Origin of the sequence: Neisseria sp. SLRRB23, assembly GCF_050896295.1 — a bacterium.
GTDB lineage: Bacteria > Pseudomonadota > Gammaproteobacteria > Burkholderiales > Neisseriaceae > Neisseria.
In genome coordinates, this window is sequence record NZ_JBPBFH010000021.1 from 14,779 (window position 1) to 34,917 (window position 20,139).

At 52.1% G+C, this 20,139-nt stretch carries 20 protein-coding genes, 1 tRNA gene, 1 other RNA gene, 1 pseudogene and 1 riboswitch; of the genes and pseudogenes, 5 read left to right on the forward strand and 18 right to left on the reverse strand.

The window, feature by feature from the left end:
* Positions 1 to 37: 37 nt before the first annotated feature.
* Positions 38 to 247: pseudogene (locus ACRPFF_RS06970) on the reverse strand (IS110 family transposase); the annotation flags it as partial.
* Between the two features lie 572 nt (positions 248 to 819).
* Entirely contained in the window at positions 820 to 2,721 is a 1,902-nt protein-coding gene (gene thiC, locus ACRPFF_RS06975; protein WP_432674204.1) for a phosphomethylpyrimidine synthase ThiC, read from the reverse strand.
* Between the two features lie 90 nt (positions 2,722 to 2,811).
* Positions 2,812 to 2,911: riboswitch (TPP riboswitch) on the reverse strand.
* A gap of 149 nt (positions 2,912 to 3,060) precedes the next feature.
* Between thiC and ACRPFF_RS06980 the strand changes: the two genes are divergently transcribed.
* From ACRPFF_RS06980 to ACRPFF_RS06990, 3 genes are all read left to right on the forward strand, one after another.
* A tRNA-Met gene (locus ACRPFF_RS06980) sits at positions 3,061 to 3,137 on the forward strand.
* A gap of 181 nt (positions 3,138 to 3,318) precedes the next feature.
* The gene (locus tag ACRPFF_RS06985; RefSeq protein ID WP_432674205.1) at positions 3,319 to 4,194 is read left to right on the forward strand and encodes an NUDIX domain-containing protein; all 876 of its coding nucleotides are present in this window, start codon (positions 3,319 to 3,321) and stop codon (positions 4,192 to 4,194) included.
* Between the two features lie 8 nt (positions 4,195 to 4,202).
* Complete coding sequence (locus tag ACRPFF_RS06990) at positions 4,203 to 5,141, forward strand: ABC transporter ATP-binding protein (protein ID WP_432674206.1); 939 nt, start codon at positions 4,203 to 4,205, stop codon at positions 5,139 to 5,141.
* 121 nt (positions 5,142 to 5,262) lie between these two features.
* On the opposite strand, the gene ptsP is transcribed toward ACRPFF_RS06990, so the two are convergent.
* The 5 genes from ptsP to ACRPFF_RS07015 form a co-directional block, all read right to left on the reverse strand.
* Positions 5,263 to 7,038 carry a phosphoenolpyruvate--protein phosphotransferase gene (gene ptsP, locus ACRPFF_RS06995; protein ID WP_432674207.1) on the reverse strand — a complete coding sequence of 592 codons (1,776 nt, stop codon included), beginning with the start codon at positions 7,036 to 7,038 and terminating at the stop codon, positions 5,263 to 5,265.
* On the reverse strand, positions 7,038 to 7,307 hold the full coding sequence (locus ACRPFF_RS07000) for an HPr family phosphocarrier protein (protein ID WP_003677272.1): 270 nt from the start codon (positions 7,305 to 7,307) through the stop codon (positions 7,038 to 7,040). The genes ptsP and ACRPFF_RS07000 overlap by 1 nt, the downstream gene beginning before the upstream one ends.
* A 68-nt stretch (positions 7,308 to 7,375) precedes the next feature.
* Positions 7,376 to 7,813: a PTS sugar transporter subunit IIA gene (locus tag ACRPFF_RS07005; RefSeq protein WP_432674208.1), complete on the reverse strand. Its 438-nt coding sequence runs from the start codon at positions 7,811 to 7,813 to the stop codon at positions 7,376 to 7,378.
* A gap of 88 nt (positions 7,814 to 7,901) precedes the next feature.
* A complete protein-coding gene (locus ACRPFF_RS07010) occupies positions 7,902 to 8,465 on the reverse strand; it encodes a hypoxanthine-guanine phosphoribosyltransferase (protein ID WP_432674209.1) in 564 nt (187 codons plus the stop codon).
* A gap of 68 nt (positions 8,466 to 8,533) precedes the next feature.
* A complete protein-coding gene (locus ACRPFF_RS07015) occupies positions 8,534 to 9,358 on the reverse strand; it encodes a DNA ligase (RefSeq protein WP_432674210.1) in 825 nt (274 codons plus the stop codon).
* 90 nt (positions 9,359 to 9,448) lie between these two features.
* On the opposite strand from ACRPFF_RS07015, the gene ACRPFF_RS07020 reads away from it, so the two are divergent.
* The gene (locus ACRPFF_RS07020) at positions 9,449 to 10,081 is read left to right on the forward strand and encodes an MBL fold metallo-hydrolase (protein ID WP_432674211.1); all 633 of its coding nucleotides are present in this window, start codon (positions 9,449 to 9,451) and stop codon (positions 10,079 to 10,081) included.
* Between the two features lie 206 nt (positions 10,082 to 10,287).
* On the opposite strand, the gene rmuC is transcribed toward ACRPFF_RS07020, so the two are convergent.
* The 5 genes from rmuC to ACRPFF_RS07045 all read right to left on the reverse strand — a co-directional run bounded on the left by rmuC (position 10,288) and on the right by ACRPFF_RS07045 (position 16,035).
* Complete coding sequence (gene rmuC / locus ACRPFF_RS07025) at positions 10,288 to 12,072, reverse strand: DNA recombination protein RmuC (RefSeq protein WP_432674212.1); 1,785 nt, start codon at positions 12,070 to 12,072, stop codon at positions 10,288 to 10,290.
* Positions 12,073 to 12,410: 338 nt separating this feature from the next.
* The gene (locus tag ACRPFF_RS07030) at positions 12,411 to 13,199 is read right to left on the reverse strand and encodes a cytochrome c1 (protein WP_025457453.1); all 789 of its coding nucleotides are present in this window, start codon (positions 13,197 to 13,199) and stop codon (positions 12,411 to 12,413) included.
* A gap of 14 nt (positions 13,200 to 13,213) precedes the next feature.
* Positions 13,214 to 14,563, reverse strand: coding sequence for a cytochrome b (locus ACRPFF_RS07035; protein ID WP_432674213.1), 1,350 nt, complete (start codon positions 14,561 to 14,563; stop codon positions 13,214 to 13,216).
* 18 nt (positions 14,564 to 14,581) lie between these two features.
* Complete coding sequence (petA, locus tag ACRPFF_RS07040; protein WP_003752780.1) at positions 14,582 to 15,163, reverse strand: ubiquinol-cytochrome c reductase iron-sulfur subunit; 582 nt, start codon at positions 15,161 to 15,163, stop codon at positions 14,582 to 14,584.
* Between the two features lie 122 nt (positions 15,164 to 15,285).
* Positions 15,286 to 16,035, reverse strand: coding sequence for a Nif3-like dinuclear metal center hexameric protein (locus ACRPFF_RS07045; protein ID WP_411712654.1), 750 nt, complete (start codon positions 16,033 to 16,035; stop codon positions 15,286 to 15,288).
* A 130-nt stretch (positions 16,036 to 16,165) separates the two neighbouring features.
* Here ACRPFF_RS07045 and ACRPFF_RS07050 point away from each other — a divergent pair, with 130 nt between their 5' ends.
* Positions 16,166 to 17,095 (forward strand): LysR family transcriptional regulator, encoded by a 930-nt coding sequence (locus ACRPFF_RS07050; protein WP_432674214.1) that lies wholly within the window; start codon positions 16,166 to 16,168, stop codon positions 17,093 to 17,095.
* Between the two features lie 155 nt (positions 17,096 to 17,250).
* Here the strand turns inward: ACRPFF_RS07050 and rpsI are convergent, their stop codons facing one another.
* The 6 genes from rpsI to ACRPFF_RS07080 form a co-directional block, all read right to left on the reverse strand.
* Positions 17,251 to 17,643: a 30S ribosomal protein S9 gene (gene rpsI / locus ACRPFF_RS07055; protein WP_003677242.1), complete on the reverse strand. Its 393-nt coding sequence runs from the start codon at positions 17,641 to 17,643 to the stop codon at positions 17,251 to 17,253.
* A 9-nt stretch (positions 17,644 to 17,652) separates the two neighbouring features.
* A complete protein-coding gene (rplM, locus tag ACRPFF_RS07060) occupies positions 17,653 to 18,084 on the reverse strand; it encodes a 50S ribosomal protein L13 (RefSeq protein ID WP_002215010.1) in 432 nt (143 codons plus the stop codon).
* A gap of 180 nt (positions 18,085 to 18,264) precedes the next feature.
* Positions 18,265 to 18,444: non-coding RNA, 6S RNA (gene ssrS, locus ACRPFF_RS07065), on the reverse strand.
* A 4-nt stretch (positions 18,445 to 18,448) separates the two neighbouring features.
* Positions 18,449 to 18,751, reverse strand: coding sequence for a cell division protein ZapA (locus tag ACRPFF_RS07070; RefSeq protein ID WP_411712655.1), 303 nt, complete (start codon positions 18,749 to 18,751; stop codon positions 18,449 to 18,451).
* 13 nt (positions 18,752 to 18,764) lie between these two features.
* Positions 18,765 to 19,091 (reverse strand): hypothetical protein, encoded by a 327-nt coding sequence (locus ACRPFF_RS07075; protein ID WP_432674215.1) that lies wholly within the window; start codon positions 19,089 to 19,091, stop codon positions 18,765 to 18,767.
* A gap of 54 nt (positions 19,092 to 19,145) precedes the next feature.
* Entirely contained in the window at positions 19,146 to 20,135 is a 990-nt protein-coding gene (locus tag ACRPFF_RS07080) for an NAD(P)H-dependent glycerol-3-phosphate dehydrogenase (protein WP_432674216.1), read from the reverse strand.
* Positions 20,136 to 20,139 lie beyond the last annotated feature (4 nt).

Below are 20,139 nucleotides of genomic sequence, written 5' to 3' on the forward strand. Positions count from 1 at the left end.
TTTTTCACCCCGTCGGGCAAAAATACCAAAACTCAAATCAAGCCGTCCGGATACCGTTTTCGGCGGTATCGTTTTCGACAAAATAATCACTCATCCGGACATTCAATATCGTCAGCAGTTTGCGCATACATGCCGTAACGGCAACCTTATACGGCTTACCCTTGGACAGCAGGCGTTGGTAGAAATCCCGAATAAGCGGTTCAAAACGTGTCGCTACCACGGTAGCCATATACAGCACCTTACGCATTTATCCTGCGCCTGCCGATATGCCGTCATTCCCGCGCAGGCGGGAATCTAGTTTTGTCGGTGCGGAAACTTATCGGATAAAACGGTTTCTCCAACCCCGAGTCTTAGATTCCCACTTTCGTGGGAATGACGGGATGTGTTTTTTTGTGTGGATTTGAACCGTTGAGGGTGGCGCGGGATGGGTGGAATGATGACATATAAGTTTCCGTGCCGACCGGTCTGGATTCCCGCCTGCGCGGGAATGACGGCGGAAAGATTCTATTTTTCCCGATAATCGCCCACAATCTCAAATTCCTTCATTCTCTCAAAAACAAAATCAGAACCCTAAATCCCATCATCCCCATCTATGTGAATATATAGTGGATTAACAAAAATCAGGACAAGGCGACGAAGCCACAGACAGTACAAATAGTACGGCAAGGCGAGGCAACGCCGTACTGGTTTAAATTTAATCCACTATAAAAATTTTAAAAATTACTTTAATTATCGGTTGTTTAATCATTTTCACAAGCGAAAGAATGCCGTCTGAAGCCCTTTTTCCGGTTTTCAGACGGCATTTTTTTGCTTGACGTTTCAACTGTAAATCTTCGCGCCTTTTTTGACGAACTCGACCGCTTTTTCCTCCATGCCTTGCTGTTGGGCTTTTTGCTTGTCGGCGTAGTCGCGTACTTCCTGCGTGATTTTCATCGAGCAGAATTTGGGGCCGCACATCGAGCAGAAGTGGGCGATTTTCGCGCCTTCGGCGGGCAGGGTTTCGTCGTGGAAGCTTTCGGCGCGTTCGGGGTCGAGACTTAAGCGGAATTGGTCGCGCCAGCGGAACTCGAAACGCGCCTTGCTCAGGGCGTTGTCGCGCAACTGTGCACCCGGCCAGCCTTTGGCGAGATCGGCGGCGTGGGCGGCGAGTTTGTAGGTGATGATGCCGGTGCGCACGTCTTCTTTGTCGGGCAGCCCCAAATGCTCTTTCGGGGTAACGTAGCAGAGCATGGCCGTGCCGTACCAGCCGATATTGGTCGCGCCTATGCCCGAAGTGATGTGGTCGTAGCCGGGGGCGATGTCGGTAACGAGCGGGCCGAGGGTATAAAACGGTGCTTCAAAGCAGTGTTGCAGCTCTTCGGTCATATTTTCTTTGACGCGTTGCAGCGGCACATGGCCGGGGCCTTCGATCATGACTTGTACGTCGTGTTTCCACGCTTTATCGGTCAATTCGCCCAAGGTGTGCAATTCGGCGAATTGGGATTCGTCGTTGGCATCGGCAATGCAGCCGGGGCGCAGGCCGTCGCCCAAGCTGAACGATACGTCATACGCCTTCATAATTTCGCAGATTTCGTCGAAATGCGTGTAGAGGAAGTTTTCCCGATGATGTGCCAAACACCATTTCGCCATGATGGAACCGCCGCGCGAGACGATGCCGGTAAGGCGGTTGGCGGTCATCGGTACATAACGCAGCAACACGCCTGCGTGTATGGTGAAATAGTCCACGCCTTGCTCCGCCTGTTCGATTAAGGTGTCGCGGAACAAATCCCAAGTCAAATCTTCGGCAATACCGCCAGTTTTTTCCAAAGCCTGATAGATAGGCACGGTACCGATGGGGACGGGCGCGTTGCGGATAATCCATTCGCGCGTTTCATGGATGTGCGCGCCGGTGGACAAATCCATAATCGTGTCCGCGCCCCAACGCAGCGACCACACCATTTTTTCGACTTCTTCGGTCAGGCTGGAGGTTACGGCGGAATTGCCCAAATTGCCGTTGATTTTGACGCGGAAGTTGCGGCCGATAATCATCGGTTCGAGTTCGGGGTGGTTGATGTTGGCAGGGATAATCGCGCGTCCGGCGGCGATTTCTTGGCGCACGAATTCGGGCGTGATTTGGTCGGGACGGGTCGGGATATTCGCGCCGAAACTTTGCCCTGCGTGCTGTTTCAAGAGCTTGGCGTATTCAGGCCGTCTGAAAAGCTCGTCCAGTTTCATACGCTCGCGTATGGCGACAAACTCCATTTCGGGCGTGATGATGCCTTGGCGCGCATAGTGAAGCTGGGTTACGTTGCTGCCGCTTTTCGCACGGCGCGGGCGGGTGATTTGGTTGAAACGCAGATGGGCGGTTTGCGGGTCGTGCGCACGTTCGATGCCGTATTCGCTAGAAAGCTTGGGCAGGATTTCGGTATCGCCGCGTTCATCCAGCCATGCGGTGCGGATGTGCGGCAAGCCTTGTTTCAGGTCGATGTGCGCCGCCGGGTCGCCGTACACGCCGCTGGTGTCATAGACGGGAATCGGCGGATTGGCTTCCGTACCTTGCGCCGTGTAAGTGTCGTCCTGACGGATTTCGCGCAAAGGCACGCGGATGTCGTCGCGGCTGCCTTGCAGATACACGCGTTCCGAGTTCGGATATTTGAAGCGGATGCCGATGTCTTCGCTCAAGTCGGCAAGCTCGCGCGCTTCGTTGCCGGAAGTTTTGGCAGTTTTTTTTGGCGTAGTCATAAAAAATGCTCCTGTTTTCTCGTTTAGAATAAAGAAACAGGAGCGTTTTGCGTTTTCAGACGGCATTTGAAAACCAATGCCGTCTGAAAGACAGAATCCGTGAAAACTCCCCACGCAGGTATTATCCCGATCGGGTGTAAAGGGTATTTCTCAGCCGCCTAAACATCAGGCAGCACCCCTGTTTCAATGTTAACCAAAATTAAACCACGGGCTTGGATTTTTGTAAAGAAAATAATATTTCAAATCAGGCATAAACCGGCCTCGGACAAGATTTCATGATTTTTCGCGGAAAGAATGCTTGACACCGCATACTACCTTCTGTATAGTTCTACCTTCTGACGCGGGATGGAGCAGCATGGTAGCTCGTCGGGCTCATAACCCGAAGGTCGTAGGTTCGAATCCTGCTCCCGCAACCAAATATTAAACCCCTTGGTTCAATGCCGAGGGGTTTTGTTTTGCCTGTTTCCTGCCGCCTCCGTTTTTTGCCGGATCTTCCTTCCTGCCGCAATATCGGAACGGCAGCCCGCCGTCTGTTTGCGGTTGCAAATTCAGGCGGCTTGGCTACAATCTTCCACATTATGTTCAAGAAAGCCAACCATGCCGACCGTCCGTTTTACCGAATCCGTCAGCAAACACGACCTTGATGCCCTGTTCGAGTGGGCAAAAGCAAGTTACGGTGCAGAAAGTTGCTGGAAAACACTGTATCTGAACGGCCTGCCTTTGGGCAACCTGTCGCCGGAATGGGCGGAGCGCGTCAAAAAAGACTGGGAGGCAGGCTGCTCGGAGTCTTCAGACGGCATTTTTCTGAATGCGGACGGCTGGTCAGATATGGGCGGCCGCTTGCAGCACCTCGCCCGCACATGGAACAAGGCGGGGCTGCTTCACGGCTGGCGCAACGAGTGTTTCGACCTGACCGACGGCGGCGGCAACCCCTTGTTCACGCTCGAACGCGCCGCTTTCCGTCCGTTCGGACTGCTCAGCCGCGCCGTCCATCTCAACGGTCTGACCGAATCGGACGGCCGATGGCATTTCTGGATAGGCAGGCGCAGTCCGCACAAAGCAGTCGATCCCGACAAACTCGACAATACTGCCGCCGGCGGTGTTTCCAGCGGCGAAGTGCCGTCTGAAGCCGTGTGTCGCGAAAGCAGCGAAGAAGCCGGTTTGGATAAAACGCTGTTCCCGTTTATCCGTCCGGTATCTCGGCTGCACAGCCTGCGCCCCGTCAGCCGGGGTGTGCACAATGAAATCCTGTATGTATTCGATGCCATCCTGCCCGAAACCTTCCTGCCTGAAAATCAGGACGGCGAGGTTGCATGTTTTGAAAAGATGGACATCGGCGGTCTGTTGGATGCCATGTTGTCGGGAAACATGATGCACGACGCGCAACTGGTTACGCTGGACGCGTTTTGCCGTTACGGTCTGATTGATGCCGCCCATCCGCTGTCCGAGTGGCTGGACGGCATACGTTTATAGGATGCGCCATGCTTGAACTGAACGGACTCTGCAAACGCTTCGGCAATAAAACCGTCGCCGACAACATCTGCCTGACTGTCGGGCGCGGCAAAATACTTGCCGTTTTGGGGCGGTCGGGCTGCGGAAAATCCACCCTGCTGAATATGATTGCGGGGATTGTCCGTCCGGACGGCGGCGAAATTCGGCTGAACGGGGAAAACATTACCCGTATGCCGCCCGAAAAACGCCGTATTTCGCTGATGTTTCAAGATTACGCGCTGTTTCCCCATATGAGTGCGCTGGAAAATGCGGCATTCGGTTTGAAAATGCAAAAAATGCCGAAAGCCGACGCCGAACGCCTTGCCATGGCGGCACTTGCCGAAGTCGGACTGGAAAACGAGGCGCACCGCAAGCCTGAAAAACTTTCCGGAGGCGAGAAGCAACGGTTGGCACTGGCGCGCGCTTTGGTTGTCCGCCCTTCCCTGCTGTTGCTGGACGAATCGTTTTCCAGTTTGGACACGCATTTGCGCGGCACGCTGCGCCGTATGACTGCCGAACGCATCCGAAACGGCGGCATCCCTGCCGTTTTGGTTACCCATTCGCCCGAAGAAGCCTGTACGACGGCAGACGAAATCGCCGTGATGCATGAAGGGAGAATTCTACAATACGGCACGCCCGAAACATTGGTCAAAACACCGTCCTGCGTGCAGGTCGCCCGACTGATGGGGCTGCCCAATACCGACGATGACCGCCATATTCCGCAACATGCGGTGCGTTTCGACCAAGACGGCATGGAGTGCCGCGTATTATCCCGTACCTGTTTGCCCGAATCGTTCAGCCTGTCCGTCCTCCATCCGGAACACGGCATCCTGTGGCTGAACCTCGATATGCCGCACGCCGGTGAAATATCGGGAAACGATACGGTACGCATCCATATCGAAGACAGGGAAATCGTCCGTTTCCGTTGATGCTTCCTTAAAAACAAAATGCCGTCTGAAAAACCTTTCAGACGGCATTTTTTTACCAAAGCAGCTATATTTTTTCTAAGGGCGTTATTTGACTGCAATCTTTTTCCATTGTCAACAATATTTATTTCCGCACTTTGGCTTCGGCTTCCTCTCCTGCCGGCGCGCTGTTCATCTGTTTGATCAGCTTTTCCGCCTTTTCCTCGTCCTCGCAGCGGACGATTTTGGCAATATCGTTTTCGAGCTGTGCGATATTGCTGTTCAGGATGATGTTTTTGACGGGCAGGATGTTGTTGGGATTCATCGAAAAACGGCGCAGCCCCATACCCAATAAAACGCGGGTAAACGCCGTGTCGCCCGCCATTTCGCCGCACACGGACACGTCTTTTTCCATACGGTTGGCGGTACGGATGACGTGTTGCAGCATTTTCAACACGGAAGGATGTCCGGGCTGGTAGAGGTGGCTGACGCTGTCGTCGCTGCGGTCGACGGACAAGATATATTGAATCAGGTCGTTGGTACCGATGGAAATAAAATCGACCAGTTTTAAAATGCTGCCGACGGTCAACGCGGCCGAGGGGATTTCAATCATGCAGCCGACACCGACATCGCCGAAGGCTTCACCGCGCTCAGTAAGCTGCCGCTGGGCGGTATCCAAATGAATCAGGCATTGGCGCACTTCAGACAAGGAGGTAATCATCGGCCACATCATGCGCACGGAGCCGTGGACGGCGGCACGGAGGATGGCGCGCATCTGGGTGCGGAACATGACCGGTTCGGCAAGGCACAGGCGGATGCCGGTCATGCCCAGTGCGGGGTTGAGGCTGCCGTTGGGGGTGGCGTTTTGACCGAACCAGCGGGGGTTTTTATCCACGCCTAAATCAACGATTCGGATGGTAACGCTTTTGCCTTTCATTTTTTTGACAATCGCGCTGTACACTTCGTACTGCTCGTCTTCAGACGGCATCGTATCGCGGTTCAGGTAAAGAAACTCGCTGCGGAACAGCCCGATGCCGTCTGCGCCGAGGTTGTGCAGTAATTTGACATCTTCGGCTGATTCTATATTGCCCAAAAGCTCGATACAGACCCCGTCGGCGGTAGCAGCGGCGGTCTTTTTGAGCTTGTTCAACTCGCGTTTGTGGCTGCGGTATTCGCGGGCACGGCGACGGTATTCGTTCAACACCGACTCATCCGGCGAAATAATCAACACGCCGTTGATGCCGTCCACGATGACCGTTTCGCCTTCGGTAATCAGTTTGCGCGCGTTGTGCAGCCCGACGACGGACGGGATGTCCAAGCTCCTGCCCAAAATCGCCGTATGACTGGTCGGACCGCCGACATCGGTTACAAAAGCGGCAATCCGCTGCTCTCTGAACAAAACCGTATCGGCAGGCGAAAGGTCGTGCGCAATCAGCACGGTTTCGTCAAACAGGTTATCGGCAACATTTAAATCGTTGCCCTGCCCAACCAGGTTGTTGTGGATGCGCTGGACGACTTGCAGCATATCCTGCTTGCGTTCGCGCAAATAGGCATCGCCTATGCCGTCAAACTGAGCGGCAAGTTTGTCGCTCTGTTGCTTCAATGCCCATTCGGCGTTGATTTTTTGTTCTTTTAAAATATCGACGGGTTCGCGCGACAAGGTTACATCGGTCAGCAGCATCAGGTGCAGCGAAATAAACGCGCCCAATTCGGTCGGAGCGTTTTCGGGAATCGCGCTGCGCAGCTGTTCCAACTCTTTGCGCGTGGCTTTGATGGCGGCATCGAAACGGGCGGCTTCGGTGTCGATGAGCTCGTCTGAAACGTCGTATTGCGGCACTTCAGCCGTGCCGCGCGTAATCAGGTGGGCTTGTCCGATGGCGATGCCTTTGCCCGCGGCGACACCGTGCAGCACGATACTCATTATTCGCCCTCGCCGAAGTAGTCGTTGATTAAGTCGGTCAATGCCTTCATGGCGGCGGCTTCGTCCAAGCCGTCGGTTTCCAGCTCGATGACGGTACCTTTGGCGGCGGCGAGCATCATTAAGCCCATGATGCTTTTGCCGTTGACGCGGCTGCCGTTTTTCGTTACCCAGACTTCGCTTTGAAACTGAGACGCGGTTTGGGTGAATTTGCTGGACGCGCGGGCGTGAAGTCCGAGTTTGTTGATGATTTCGATGGATTGTTTGAGCATTTCGATTCCCGTTTTATGTATATCGGCAGCAGACGCCGTTTAAAATGTTTTCTTGTCCTACCGCTCCTTCAGGCGGCATCATGGTTTTTCCGGCACACCAAATCGTCCGGTGCGGACATGATGGCGAAAATTCCCCTGACGGCGGCCTCCCTGACACTCTCGGTGAAGGCGGCAAGGTCTTCCGCCGTCGGCGAATATTGGACGGCCTTAATCATCATCGGCGCATTCAGGCCGGTCAGAATGGCCGATTTGTTTTCACGTACAAGGCGGCGGGCTGCATTGCAGGGGGTCGCACCGAAAATATCGGTCATAATCAGCACGCCGTCGTTGTCGGGAAATTCCTGAAGCGCGGCAATGGCGTTGTTGATGATGTCGTCTTGGCCTTCCGTCGGCTGCACGCCGAGTATGCGGACGTGTTCAGGCAGCCCGCCCGGAAAAAAATGATGCGCCAGCTTGCGGTAGGCTTCGCCTATGGTTTCGTGTGTGATGATTAAAAGCCCTATCATGGTGTATATNCGTCCTGTTTATAATTCTTCTGCCAACCTGCCGTATAAACGTTATGCCGTCTGAAAAACATTCAGACGGCATGCCTGCCTATTTGCCGTTCAGTGCGTAAATCTCGCCCAGATTGCGCCAGCAGCCTGCCGCATCCATGCCGTAACCGAAAACATAACGGTTCGGCACATCCAGTCCGACATAATCGGCTCGGATAGGCTTGGGTTTGTCGATCAGCTTGTTGGCGAACACCGCCGAACGGCAGCTTGCCGCACCCATTTCCAAAAGTTTGGCTTGAATGGCGGACATCGTATGCCCTTCGTCTAGAATATCGTCCAACACGACCACATGTCTGCCTCGGATTTGTTCCGCATCGGGCATACGTTCCCAGTTGAACACGCCGCCCTCCAGCTTATCGCCGTAACGGGAAACATGAACATAATCAAAATCTAAGGGAAAGCGCAACAGCGGCAACAACTGCCCCGTAAACACCACCGCCCCGCCCATCACGGGCAGCAGCAGCGGATATTTGCCGCCCAAATCGCGCGTAATCTCATCCGCTACTTTTTGCAGCGCGGCGCGGCATTGCCCTTGGTCGAACAAAAGTTCGGCGTTTTCAAGCATCGCCTGTGTTTCAAGGCGTTTGGTTTCTAAATTGGTCATATGTCGGAATCGGTCGGTAAAAGGAAAATTATAAACCAAAGTATCGGCTGCCGTCCGAACCGTCCTGCTCAGCGGTCGGTACGTACGCGCACAAATGTGGCAAATTTCGGCGTACCTTTCTGCGTAAAGCCACGGTAGCGGTAGGTAATCAGCGTGCCGATTTTGGGCGGATTGTCGCGGTCTTTGTCTTTGAAACCGCTGCCGATGCGGAATTCGCCGTGTCGGTTTTTGCAGCCGACCGCGCCCAGCCGTCCGGCGTTTCGCCCTTTGCCCTCATAGTGCCGCGTTACCGTGCATTCATCGTCGTATTGGCTTTTCAGCTTCAATAATTGGCTGCTCCTGCCACCGCTGTAACGGGATTCGGGCTGGCGCAGCATCACGCCTTCGCCACCCTGCGCTTCAATTTGTTTCAAAAAATCCATCGCGTGCTGCCGGTCGCGCACTTTGATTTGCGGGATGATGGTAATCTGCGCGTTCGGATGCGTTTTCAGCCATTGCGTTGCGACTGCCAAACGTTGGTAGAGGTTGCCCTGCGCCTTGGGTACATCGAAAACGTGCAGGCGGATACCGCGCCAATCGCCGGAAGACGAACGCACGGCGGCGGAAATCTGCTCAAACTGACCGCGTCCGCTATACAATTCGCCGTCCAAAGGATAGGGCGGAAACTGCGCGGTAAAACCTTTGGGCGGTGTAAATACATATCCTTGCCGGCTGACTAAATGTTTACCGTCCCAATACGCGCGCACGCCGTCGAGTTTCTCGCTCATCGCCCAGCCGGCAATGTCCTGCCCTTTGTATTCCTGCGCCAGCATCAAATCCGCCGCGCCTGCCGATGCAGGGATGAAAACCGCCGTAAAAATCGGTATGATGCCGCCGATTATCTTCTTAGTCACCTGATTCCCCCAATATCAAAACAGGCGGCAAACCGCCATAAAACAAACGGCAAACCCGATGCCGTCTGAAAAACCGTTTAGGAACACGCCATGGCCCTACGTTACGAAATCCTCTCCGTTACCCCCTTCCGCCAAAACTGCACCCTGATTTGGGACGACGAAAGCGGCGAAGCCGTCCTGACCGATGTCGGCGGCGACGTGCCGTTCCTGCTGCAAGCGTTGGCAAACCGCAAACTCACGCTCACGGCAATCTGGCTGACGCACGGCCATCTCGATCACGCGGGCGGCGTGGTCGAAATGTTGAAAACGCATAAAGTCCCCATCCTCGGCCCGCACCGCGAAGATGAATTCCTGCTCCAATCGCTGCCGCAAACCACCGCGCAATACGGATTTCCCGTCTCGCCCGCCTTTGCGCCGAACCGTTGGCTCGAAGAAGGCGAAACGCTCACGGTCGGACGCTATGCCTTTCAAGTGCTGCATATTCCGGGCCATACGCCAGGACATATCGTCTTTTATTGTGCCGAAGCGGAATTACTGATTGCGGGCGACGTGCTGTTTTACGAAACCATAGGCAGAACCGATTTTCCGCGCGGCAACCACGCCGACTTAATCAATAATATCCGCAACAAATTATTCGCCCTCCCCGAAACCGTGCAAGTTGTCGCCGGACACGGGCGTATGACTTCCATCGGACACGAAAAGCGGCACAATCCGTTTTTCTAACCGCCTTCCCTACGGTCTTCAGACGGCATCATCTGCACTGATGCCGTCTGAAACACAAAAGGCTCAGACAACCGCCACCTTGCCGGTGTACCTCGCCGGACAAGGCTTTGGTAAGTACTTCAAACAAACCCCGAATCAGAACCGGTACAGTTACGCCGCGCTTTCGGCATTCCCGCCCCTACTGAAACAATATTTTTCCGCACAAGTCAGACTGCTTCATCTTCTGCCGCATATTCCAAAGATTCCGACAACGCCGTTGTTTCATTGGCACGTTCGGTCAAATCGCGTGCAAGCTGCTTGTTTGCCTTCACACCCAACAGACGCAGTTTCTCGGCGCGGCCGACCAGATTCCCGCGCCCCTCGGCAAGTTGCTTGAATGCCGTCTGAAAGCTGCTTTGCGCCTGATCGATGCTTTTACCGACGCTTTCGAGCGTTTGGGCGAAACCGACAAACTTGTCATATAGCTTGCCGCCTTCGTCCGCAATCGCCAGTGCGTTTTGATTTTGCTGCTCGTTGCGCCAAATATTCGCCACCGTCCGCAAAGTCGCCAGCAGCGTACTGGGGCCGACCAGCATAATCCGTTTGTCGAAACACTCTTGGAACAATCCCGCGTCATGCTGCAACGCCAACAGGTAGGCCGGTTCGACAGGGATAAACATAAAGACGAAATCCAATGTGTTCACACCTTCCAAATCGGTGTAATCCTTCAGCGACAAGCCTTTCATGTGCGCACGGATGCTGGCAACGTGTGCCGCCAACTCGCGTGCCGCCGTATCCGCATCTGAAGCCTGCGTGTAGCGCACATAAGCCGTCAGCGAGACCTTGGAATCAATCACAATCTGTTTGTTGTCCGGCAGGTTGACCAAGACATCCGGCTGCAGGCGGCGCGTGCTGCCGTCTTCCTCCTTACGGACAGATACTGCCTGAACCGTATATTCCCGTCCCTTCTGGAGGCCGGAATTTTCTAAAACCGTTTCCAGAATCATCTCGCCCCAATTGCCCTGAACCTTATTCTGCGTACCGGTCAGCGCATTGGTCAGGGCCTTTGCCTCGCTGTGCAGCTGCGCGTTCAGCCCCTGAAGCCGTTTCAATTCGTTTTCCAACGTCAGCCGCTCGCGCGATTCTTTATCATAGGTTTGCTTGACCAACTCGCCGAAACCGTGGATGCGTTCGTTCAACGGGTTCAAAACCTGATGGAGCTGCTCTCGGTTCTGCTCGGTAAAACGGCGACTTTTTTCTTCCAAAATCGTGTTGGCAAGATTTTGAAACTGATCGCTCAAGCTTTTGCGCGCCTCGCCCAGTAAGGACAGCTTCTCTTCAGAAGCAAGGCGTTCCTGTTCGATTTGCGTTGCCAAACGTTCGTTTTCAACCGCCAAACCCTGTGCCTTTTCCTGCAAATCGATATGCGACTGCCTCAACCGCTCCGCTTCTGCCTCTTTTTCCTGCAAATGGGCAATCTGTTTTTCGGCTGCGGCAAAACGGTTGCCCACATCGGAAAGGTCGTTTTGCACGTCGCGGAGAGTTTGGCGGCTTTCTTCCAAATCGGTTTCGACTCTTTGGCGGATTTGGCGTTCCAGCGCATATTGGTCGGCAAACGCCTTCCGTTCCTGTCCGAGCTGGGTTGCCAAACGTTCGTTTTCANCCGCCAAACCCTGCGCCTTTTCCTGCAACTCGATATACGACTGCTTCAGACGTGCCGACTCCGCTTCTTTTTCCTGCAAATAAGCAATCTGCTTTTCGGCTGCGGAAAAACGATTGCCCAAAGCATAATTTTCGTCTTGCAAATGCTCGTATTTCCCATCCAAAACGGCCAATTCCGATGCAATTTCTGCGTGTGCCTGTTCAACAAAATCACATCTTGCCGCCTTTTCCGCCAATTGCGCGTTCAATACGGCTAATACACCTTGAAACCGGCTCTTCATCAGCAACCATGTAAACAACACGCCTGACAGCAAAGCCGCCAGCAATAGCAACACAGTCATCAGTTCCATAAATCATCCTAATATTCAAACATTTTCACACCGGACAAAACCGCCGTTTATTCCGATTCTACCTGTTTGTTCGACATAGCTCCAAAAAATATAGCGGATTGGCTTTAAACCTGTTCGACATCGCCTTACCATGCTGCTTGCGGTTTCAGACCTTTTCCTAATTCAATATCAATCTGCCACAAACCCTGATTAAGTTCCCGATGTCTGACATTTTTAGAATGATGCCGTCTGAAATGTTGCAGCTATGTTCAGACGGCATACGGGTGCTGATTTTCCAAAAGGGCCGAAGCATGCAAAAAGGGCAAACCCTAAAGGATTTGCCCCTTTGTTCCAAACGCTTAGTGTACGTCTTTCCAATATTCTTTTTTCAGGAAATACGCCAAAGGCAGCATAACCGCAAATAGGAAAATCATCACGATATAGCCTATACGTTTGCGTTGCAGTTGTGCAGGCTCGCCCATGTACACAAGATAGTTCACCAAATCGCGTACATATGCGTCGTACTCTTTTTGGATCACTTTGCCGTTCGGCAGACGGCGGCTGTGCAGACCGGTAGATTCCCAATACAGCTTAGGCTTCATCTCGCCGTGTTCGTCTTTTACCATAACCGGCTGACCTTTGGCATCCAACTCAACGGCTTGAACACCTTGTTGTTCCCACAGCGGGTGAGGCATACCGACTTTATCAAATACGGTATTGTTCCAGCCGCTCGGACGCGTAGGATCCTTATAGAATCCGCGCATATAGGCGTAAAGGTAGTCTGCACCTTTGGAACGCGCAATCAACGTCAAATCGGGCGGAGCAGCACCAAACCATTTTGCCGCATCTTTAGGATCCATTGCAGCATGCATCACATCGCCGACATTATCGGTGGTAAACATCAGGTTTTTCTTGATTTCTTCGTCAGTCAAACCGATGTCTTTCAAACGGTTGAAACGCATACCGCTTGCCGAGTGACATGACAGACAGTAGTTGGTAAAGATTTGTGCGCCGCGCTGCAAGCTTACTTGGTCGCGCAAATCGATATCGACTTTCTCATAGTGTGCATGACCGCCCGAAGCAAATGCCGCACTCATGGGTACTGCCAACAGTAAGGCAGCAAACCAGTTTTTCATAACTTGTTTCATTTTAACTGCCCTCATCAGATGTTGGTTGCAAACAGATATGCACAAACCGCCGTAATGCCTACATAAACAAAAAACATGATTTTCTGTTTGGCGGTGCTCATGGTTACACGTTCGGGAACCGGTTTGTTGGTATCCAGTTTGGTATAGAACGGCATACCCAAGAAGAATGCAAAATAAACGAAGGACAGGATGCGCGCAACCAAAGTACGCGTATCGGTTGCCACCATCGCACCCAAAATACCCAAACCGATAAAGGCAATGATGAACAGAACCAATGCGGTTTTAAAGATCGGGCCACGATAGCGGACGGATTTAACCTCACCTTTATCCAGCCAAGGCAACAGGGCAATCAGTACAACTGCCGCACCCATACCGATTACACCCCATACCTGTGTTCCCAAGAACGAGGGAATCGCACGCAAAATGGCGTAGAACGGAGTGAAGTACCATACCGGCGCAATATGCGGAGGTGTTTTCAGCGCATTTGCTGCATCGAAGTTTGGCGCTTCCAAGAAGTAGCCGCCGCCTTCTGGTGCAAAGAACAACACGGAACAGAAGACAATCAGGAATACAACAACACCCAAGATGTCTTTAACGGTGTAGTAAGGATGGAATGGGATACCATCGCGTGGAATACCGTTTTCGTCTTTGTTTTTCTTGATTTCAACGCCGTCAGGGTTGTTAGAACCCACTTCGTGCAGTGCGATGATGTGCGCCACAACCAAGCCGAGCAATACCAGCGGTACTGCGATAACGTGCAGGGCCAAGAAGCGGTTCAGGGTAACATCGGAAACGTTGAAGTCGCCGCGGATCCAAGTGGACAAATCAGGACCGATAACAGGGATGGCGGAGAACAGGTTAATAATTACCTGCGCACCCCAGAAGGACATTTGACCCCAAGGCAACAGGTAGCCCATAAAGGCTTCCGCCATCAATGCCAAGAAAATCAAAGAACCGAAAATCCACACCAATTCACGGGGTTTTTTGTACGAACCGTAAATCAAACCACGGAACATGTGCAGATAAACGACGATAAAGAAGAAAGATGCGCCGGTGGAGTGCATGTAGCGGATAATCCAACCGCCGGACACGTCGCGCATGATGTACTCTACTGCAGTAAAGGCAGCAGGCAGATGGTAGGCGTTAAGGTTGCCGTCCGGTTTGTAGTTCATAGTCAGGAAAATACCGCTGACGATTTGAATCACAAGGACAAGCAAGGCTAAAGAGCCGAAGTAATACCAGAAGTTGAAGTTCTTTGGTGCGTAGTATTGAGCCAAATGCTCATTCCACATCTTAGACAGGGGGAAACGAGCGTCCATCCAGCCTAACAATGCTTTTGCTTTGCTATTGGTTTGGTTTGCCATAATTATCGTTCCTTATTCTCAGTCTTCACCCACCAAGATGGTAGTATCGCTCAGATATTTGTAAGGCGGTACGACCAAGTTGGTCGGCGCAGGAACACCTTTATACACCCTGCCTGCAATGTCGAATTTCGAACCGTGGCAGGGGCAGAAAAAGCCGCCCTTCCAGCCCGCACCCAAATCGGCAGGTGCAATGTCGGGACGGTAGGTCGGAGAACAGCCCAAATGGGTACAGATACCGATGGCAACGAGAATGTTCGGTTTAATCGAACGTGTCTCGTTTTTAGCGTATTCCGGCTGTTGTTCCACATCGGAATTGGGATCAGTAAGTTCGCCGTTCAGGCTTTTCAGGTCTTTAAGCTGTTGATCCGTACGGTTGACCACCCAAATCGGTTTGCCTTGCCACTCAGCAGTCAACATCTGACCTGCTTCGATTTTGCTGACATCCACTTCGACGGCAGCACCGGCAGCCTTAGCTTTTTCCGAAGGGAAAAAACTGGCCACAAACGGCGTTGCCACACCCAATGCTGCCACTCCGCCTGCGCCGCAGGTCGCAAGTGTCAGGAAACGGCGGCGGCCGTTATTGATTTCTTGATTATCCATTATTCAGTCGTCCTAATATTTTGGGAATACCGAGCCATTAAACATTGCAATTTTACCCATTTTGCAGTGATACTCAAAGCATTATTTAAAATAAGGTAAAGTTTTATGATATTTCTCAATAATCAAGCCGGATTGCCTTCATCAAAATGACACACTTCCAATCCGAACACTCCTACCGCCGCCTCCGCCAATGCCTGTACGCCGTAACGTTCCGTCGCATGATGCCCTGCAGAAACAAAAGCCGTACCCGTTTCATTGGCAAGATGGTATTGGGCTTCAGAGATTTCCCCCGTCAAATATAAATCGACACCTTCGTCTATTGCCGTCTGAAAAAACCCCTGCGCCCCCCCGCTGCACCATGCAACCTTTCTGATTTCACGGTTCAAATCGCCGATAACGACCGGCTTCCTCTGCAAAACTGCTTCAATATGGACAGCCAATGCACCAAGTGTCTTGACTTGTTTCAGGCTTCCTGAGTTAAGCAGGTTTTGTTCGCCAAAACGCCTTTCGACTGTAAAACCGAGTTTTTCAGCGAGTTGGGCGTTATTTCCTAATTCAGGATGCGCATCCAGCGGTAAATGGTAAGCCGCCATATTGATATCATTGTCCAATAACGCAGCAATCCGTTCTTTTTTCCAACCGGTAATGGTCGGCAACTCGTTTTTCCAAAACATGCCGTGATGAACCAAAAGCAAATCTGCCTTCTGTTCCGCAGCAAAATCAATTGCCGCTTTGCTTGCAGTTACCGATGTGGCAATCTTACCGATATACTCTTTCCCTTCAATCTGCAAACCGTTGGGGGCATAATCTTTAAACAATGCTGTCTGCAATGTTTCATTACACCAAGTCAGAAAATCCCTGCGCAATACCATCTTTTTTCCTAATCGCTTTAAACAAGCGAGCATTCTAATCGCAAAATGTCTGGAATTCACATTTTTCCGATTTGCACCCGCATATGAATTATTTTAATATGCGCCTGTTCAATATGCCGTCTGAAACCTCATGGATTCCATCATCGAACTGCGCCACCTCAAGACCCTGCTGGCACTTGAAGAAACCGGCAGCGTCTCCCTTGCCGCCAAACGGGTTTTCCTTACCCAATCTGCACTTTCCCACCAAATCCGTATGCTTGAAAACCACTACGGCGCACCGTTGTTCGAACGAAAATCCACACCTTTGCGCTTTACCCCGGTTGGAGAAAGGCTGTTACGCCTCGCTCACGACCTGTTGCCGCAAGTTACCGATGCAGAACGTGATTTGGCGCATATTATAGAAGGAGAGGCAGGAGAATTGCGGATTGCCGTCGAATGCCATACCTGTTTCGACTGGCTCATGCCCGCGATGGGTGAATTCCGCCCGATATGGCCCCAAATCGAATTGGATATCGTATCAGGATTCCAAGCAGACCCTATCGGACTGCTGCTGCAACACCGCGCCGACCTCGCCATTGTCTCCGAAGCCGAAAAACAAAACGGTATTTCTTTCCAACCACTGTTTGCCTACGAAATGGTCGGCATTTGCGCACCGGACCATCCGCTTGCCGCCAAAAACGTTTGGACGGCGGAAGACTTTATCGGGGAAACCCTGATTACCTATCCCGTTCCCGATGAAATGCTGGATTTGCCCAAAAAAATCTTGATTCCGAAAAACATCAACCCACCGCGCCGACACAGCGAACTGACCATTGCCATTATCCAACTGGTTGCCAGCCGGAGGGGAATCGCCGCCCTTCCCTATTGGACAGTCATGCCCTACCTTGAAAAAGGCTATGTCGTTCACCGGCAGATTACCGACGACGGATTGCAAAGCAAACTGTATGCCGCCATCCGCACTGAAGACACAGATAAAAGTTATCTGAACAACTTTTGCCAAATCATACGTGAACGCGGCTTCGCGGACTTGCCCGGATTAAGTGAGTTAGGACCGGTCTGATTTCCCTTGTTCAAACCATACTCGGGCGGTTTTTCTATTTTTTCATGTACTGTTTTTGATTTTTGCCCAATTTGCAATCTTTAAATTGCCAATGGGAAACCGTCTGCTACAAATAAAAAACCCTGCGATAAGCAGGGTTTTTTGAATTTCCAACATTAACGTTTGGAGAATTGTTTTGCACGGCGTGCTTTGCGCAGACCCGGTTTTTTACGTTCAACTTCGCGTGCATCACGAGTAACGAAACCGGCTTGAGACAAGGCTGGTTTCAACGCAGCATCAAAATCGATCAGGGCACGGGTAATGCCGTGGCGGATAGCACCGGATTGACCGGTTTCACCACCGCCGACAACATTGACTTTGATGTCGAACGATTCTGTGTTTTCAGTCAGAACCAAGGGTTGGCGAACAACCATTCGGCTGGTTTCGCGTGCGAAGAATTCGTCAACGGGGCGGCCGTTTACGATGATTTGACCTGTACCTTTAGTCAGGAATACACGAGCCACTGAACTTTTGCGGCGGCCTGTGCCGTAGTAGTATTTACCGTTCATGTCGCGTCCTTATTTCAATTCCAAAACTTTGGGTTGTTGTGCGGCATGGGCATGTTCTGCACCAGCGTACACTTTCAGTTTTTTAATCATAGCGTAACCCAAGGGACCTTTGGGCAACATGCCTTTTACGGCTTGTTCCAAAGCGCGGCCCGGGAATTGCTCTTGCATTTCGCGGAAGGTGCGTTCGTAGATACCGCCTGGGAAACCGGAGTGGCGGAAGTATTTTTTATCTTCGAATTTAGCACCGGTTACACGCAGTTTGTCCGCATTGATAACAATGATGTAATCGCCGGTATCGACGTGGGGGGTGTATTCAGGTTTGTGTTTGCCACGCAAACGGCTAGCGACTTCGGCTGCAACGCGACCCAAGACTTTGTCTTGAGCATCGATGACGAACCATTCGCGCTTCACCTCGTGGGGTTTCGCTGAAAAGGTTTTCATAGTGGAAATCCAGATAGATATAGAAAGTTGTAAATTTTAAAGATGACGGCGCATTTTGTCAATCGCATTACTGCGTTACGACGAGGTTTTCTCATTGCACCATCGGTTGCGGACAGTTTGCATTTCTCTAGGCGTTTTATTCCAAAGGAAAGGCCGCATCTTGCGATGCGGCCTTATATGGGAATCCCCGCGAGAGCCGTTTCGGCCGAATCCGCTTGAACCTTGCTGACAAGGCGGCTGCCTCGGGTAGTTTCGGGTGCGTCCGCAAAAGGACGCTCGCGCCCACTACAGCTCCCGACAACCTTAAGCGAACTTATTGGTTCAAAGGAATATATGCCTTCGCTGACACCGCAGGGAAAAACTGTTATTCCTGCCCCAAGCGGGATAGTGCTTTTTGGCAGGCGTTGTCCATGTCGGTTATTTTACGCGCAAAATCGCCGATTGCCAAATCGCCGTTAAGGGAAATTTTCAACAGGTCATGAACGACATTGAGTGCGGCCATAATGACGATTTTCTCGCTGTCGGCAACTCGTCCGCCTTCTCTGATTGCCTCGGCTTTTCTGTTGAGCATTTCGACTGCCTGTAAAAGTGTGTCTTTTTCTTCTGCCGGCGTGTTGACGGTCAATTGGGCGTGCATGACTTCGATGTGGACTTGTTCGGTATTCATCCTCTACTCCTTATCACTGCGTTTCCTGATTTTGTGGAAGCTGTGCAATCAGTGCTTCGATTCTTGCCCTGCTCTGTTCGAGTAGGGTGCGATATCGTGAATTTTCTTCCATCAGGCTGTCAATCTTGTTTTGCAAGTCTTCCTTGAGTTTGCTGACTTGAATGAGCAGGGCTTCGCTGAGTTCGTCAACGGCGGTTTTGTGTTCGTATTCCTGTCGCTCGTGCGCCCGTTTGAGTTCGGCGACGGTTTCTTTGAGGCCGCGGTTTTCGCTGATGAGGGTTTCGAATTTTTGTACCATCGTATAAACGCTGCTTTCGAGTTTTTCGATATTTTGTTTCATAACCTTACCTGTCCGTATGCCGTCTGAAGGCTTCAGACGGCATCTGTTTGTTGTTTATTCGAAACGCGCGCTGCGTTCCATCAGCCTTTCGACGACCTGCTGAGGGGTCATTTCTTTGCGGATGAGTTGCAGCAAGGTTTGGGTAATCGGCATATCGATTTGGTATTTGCAGGCAGTATTGAAGACTTCTTCTATGGTGCTGACCCCTTCTGAAACGTGCCCGATTTCGACAAGCACCTGATGCAGTTCCTTGCCTTCTGCCAAACCCAATCCGACTCGGCGGTTGCGTGANAGTGCGCCGGTACAGGTCAAGATGAGATCGCCGATACCGGCCAGCCCCATCATGGTTTTGGGCTGTGCGCCCATTGCGGAGGCAAGGCGGGTGATTTCGGCCAGCCCGCGTGTAACCAGTGCGGCGCGGGCGTTAAGCCCGTACTCTAGACCGTCGGACAATCCGGTAGCGATTGCCATAACATTTTTTACCGCGCCGCCAACCGCCACGCCGATAACGTCGGTACTGCCGTAAAGCCGCATGACCGAAGTGTTGAGTTGTGGGACAAGTTCCTCGACCCATTCTTGGTTTTCGGAAGCGAGGACGACGGCACAGGGCAGTTGTTTGGCCAGTTCCTGTGCAAAACTCGGGCCGGAGAGTACGCCAATTTTTTTATTGTCGGGCAATACTTCTTTCAATACTTGGAAGGTCAGCAGTCCGGTATCCTGCTCGAAGCCTTTGCAGGCGGCTAGAATCGGAAGATGTCCTGCATTATATTGCTTCAACAGTTCCGCGCTGCTTCTCAAACCTGCGACAGAAGTAACAATCAACACCAGCCCGCTGTCTTTGAGCGCGTCTGCCAAATCCATACATACTTCCAGCGTTTTAGGAAAGGGGAAACCGGGCAGCCCGTGCTTGTTTTCACGTTCTTCCTTCATTTGGCGGACTTGATCTGCGTTGCGCGTCCATAGGGATACGCGGTTGCCGTGTTGGGAAAAATGCAGGGCGAGCGCCGTACCCCACGAACCTGCGCCGATAACGGTAATTTTCATTGGT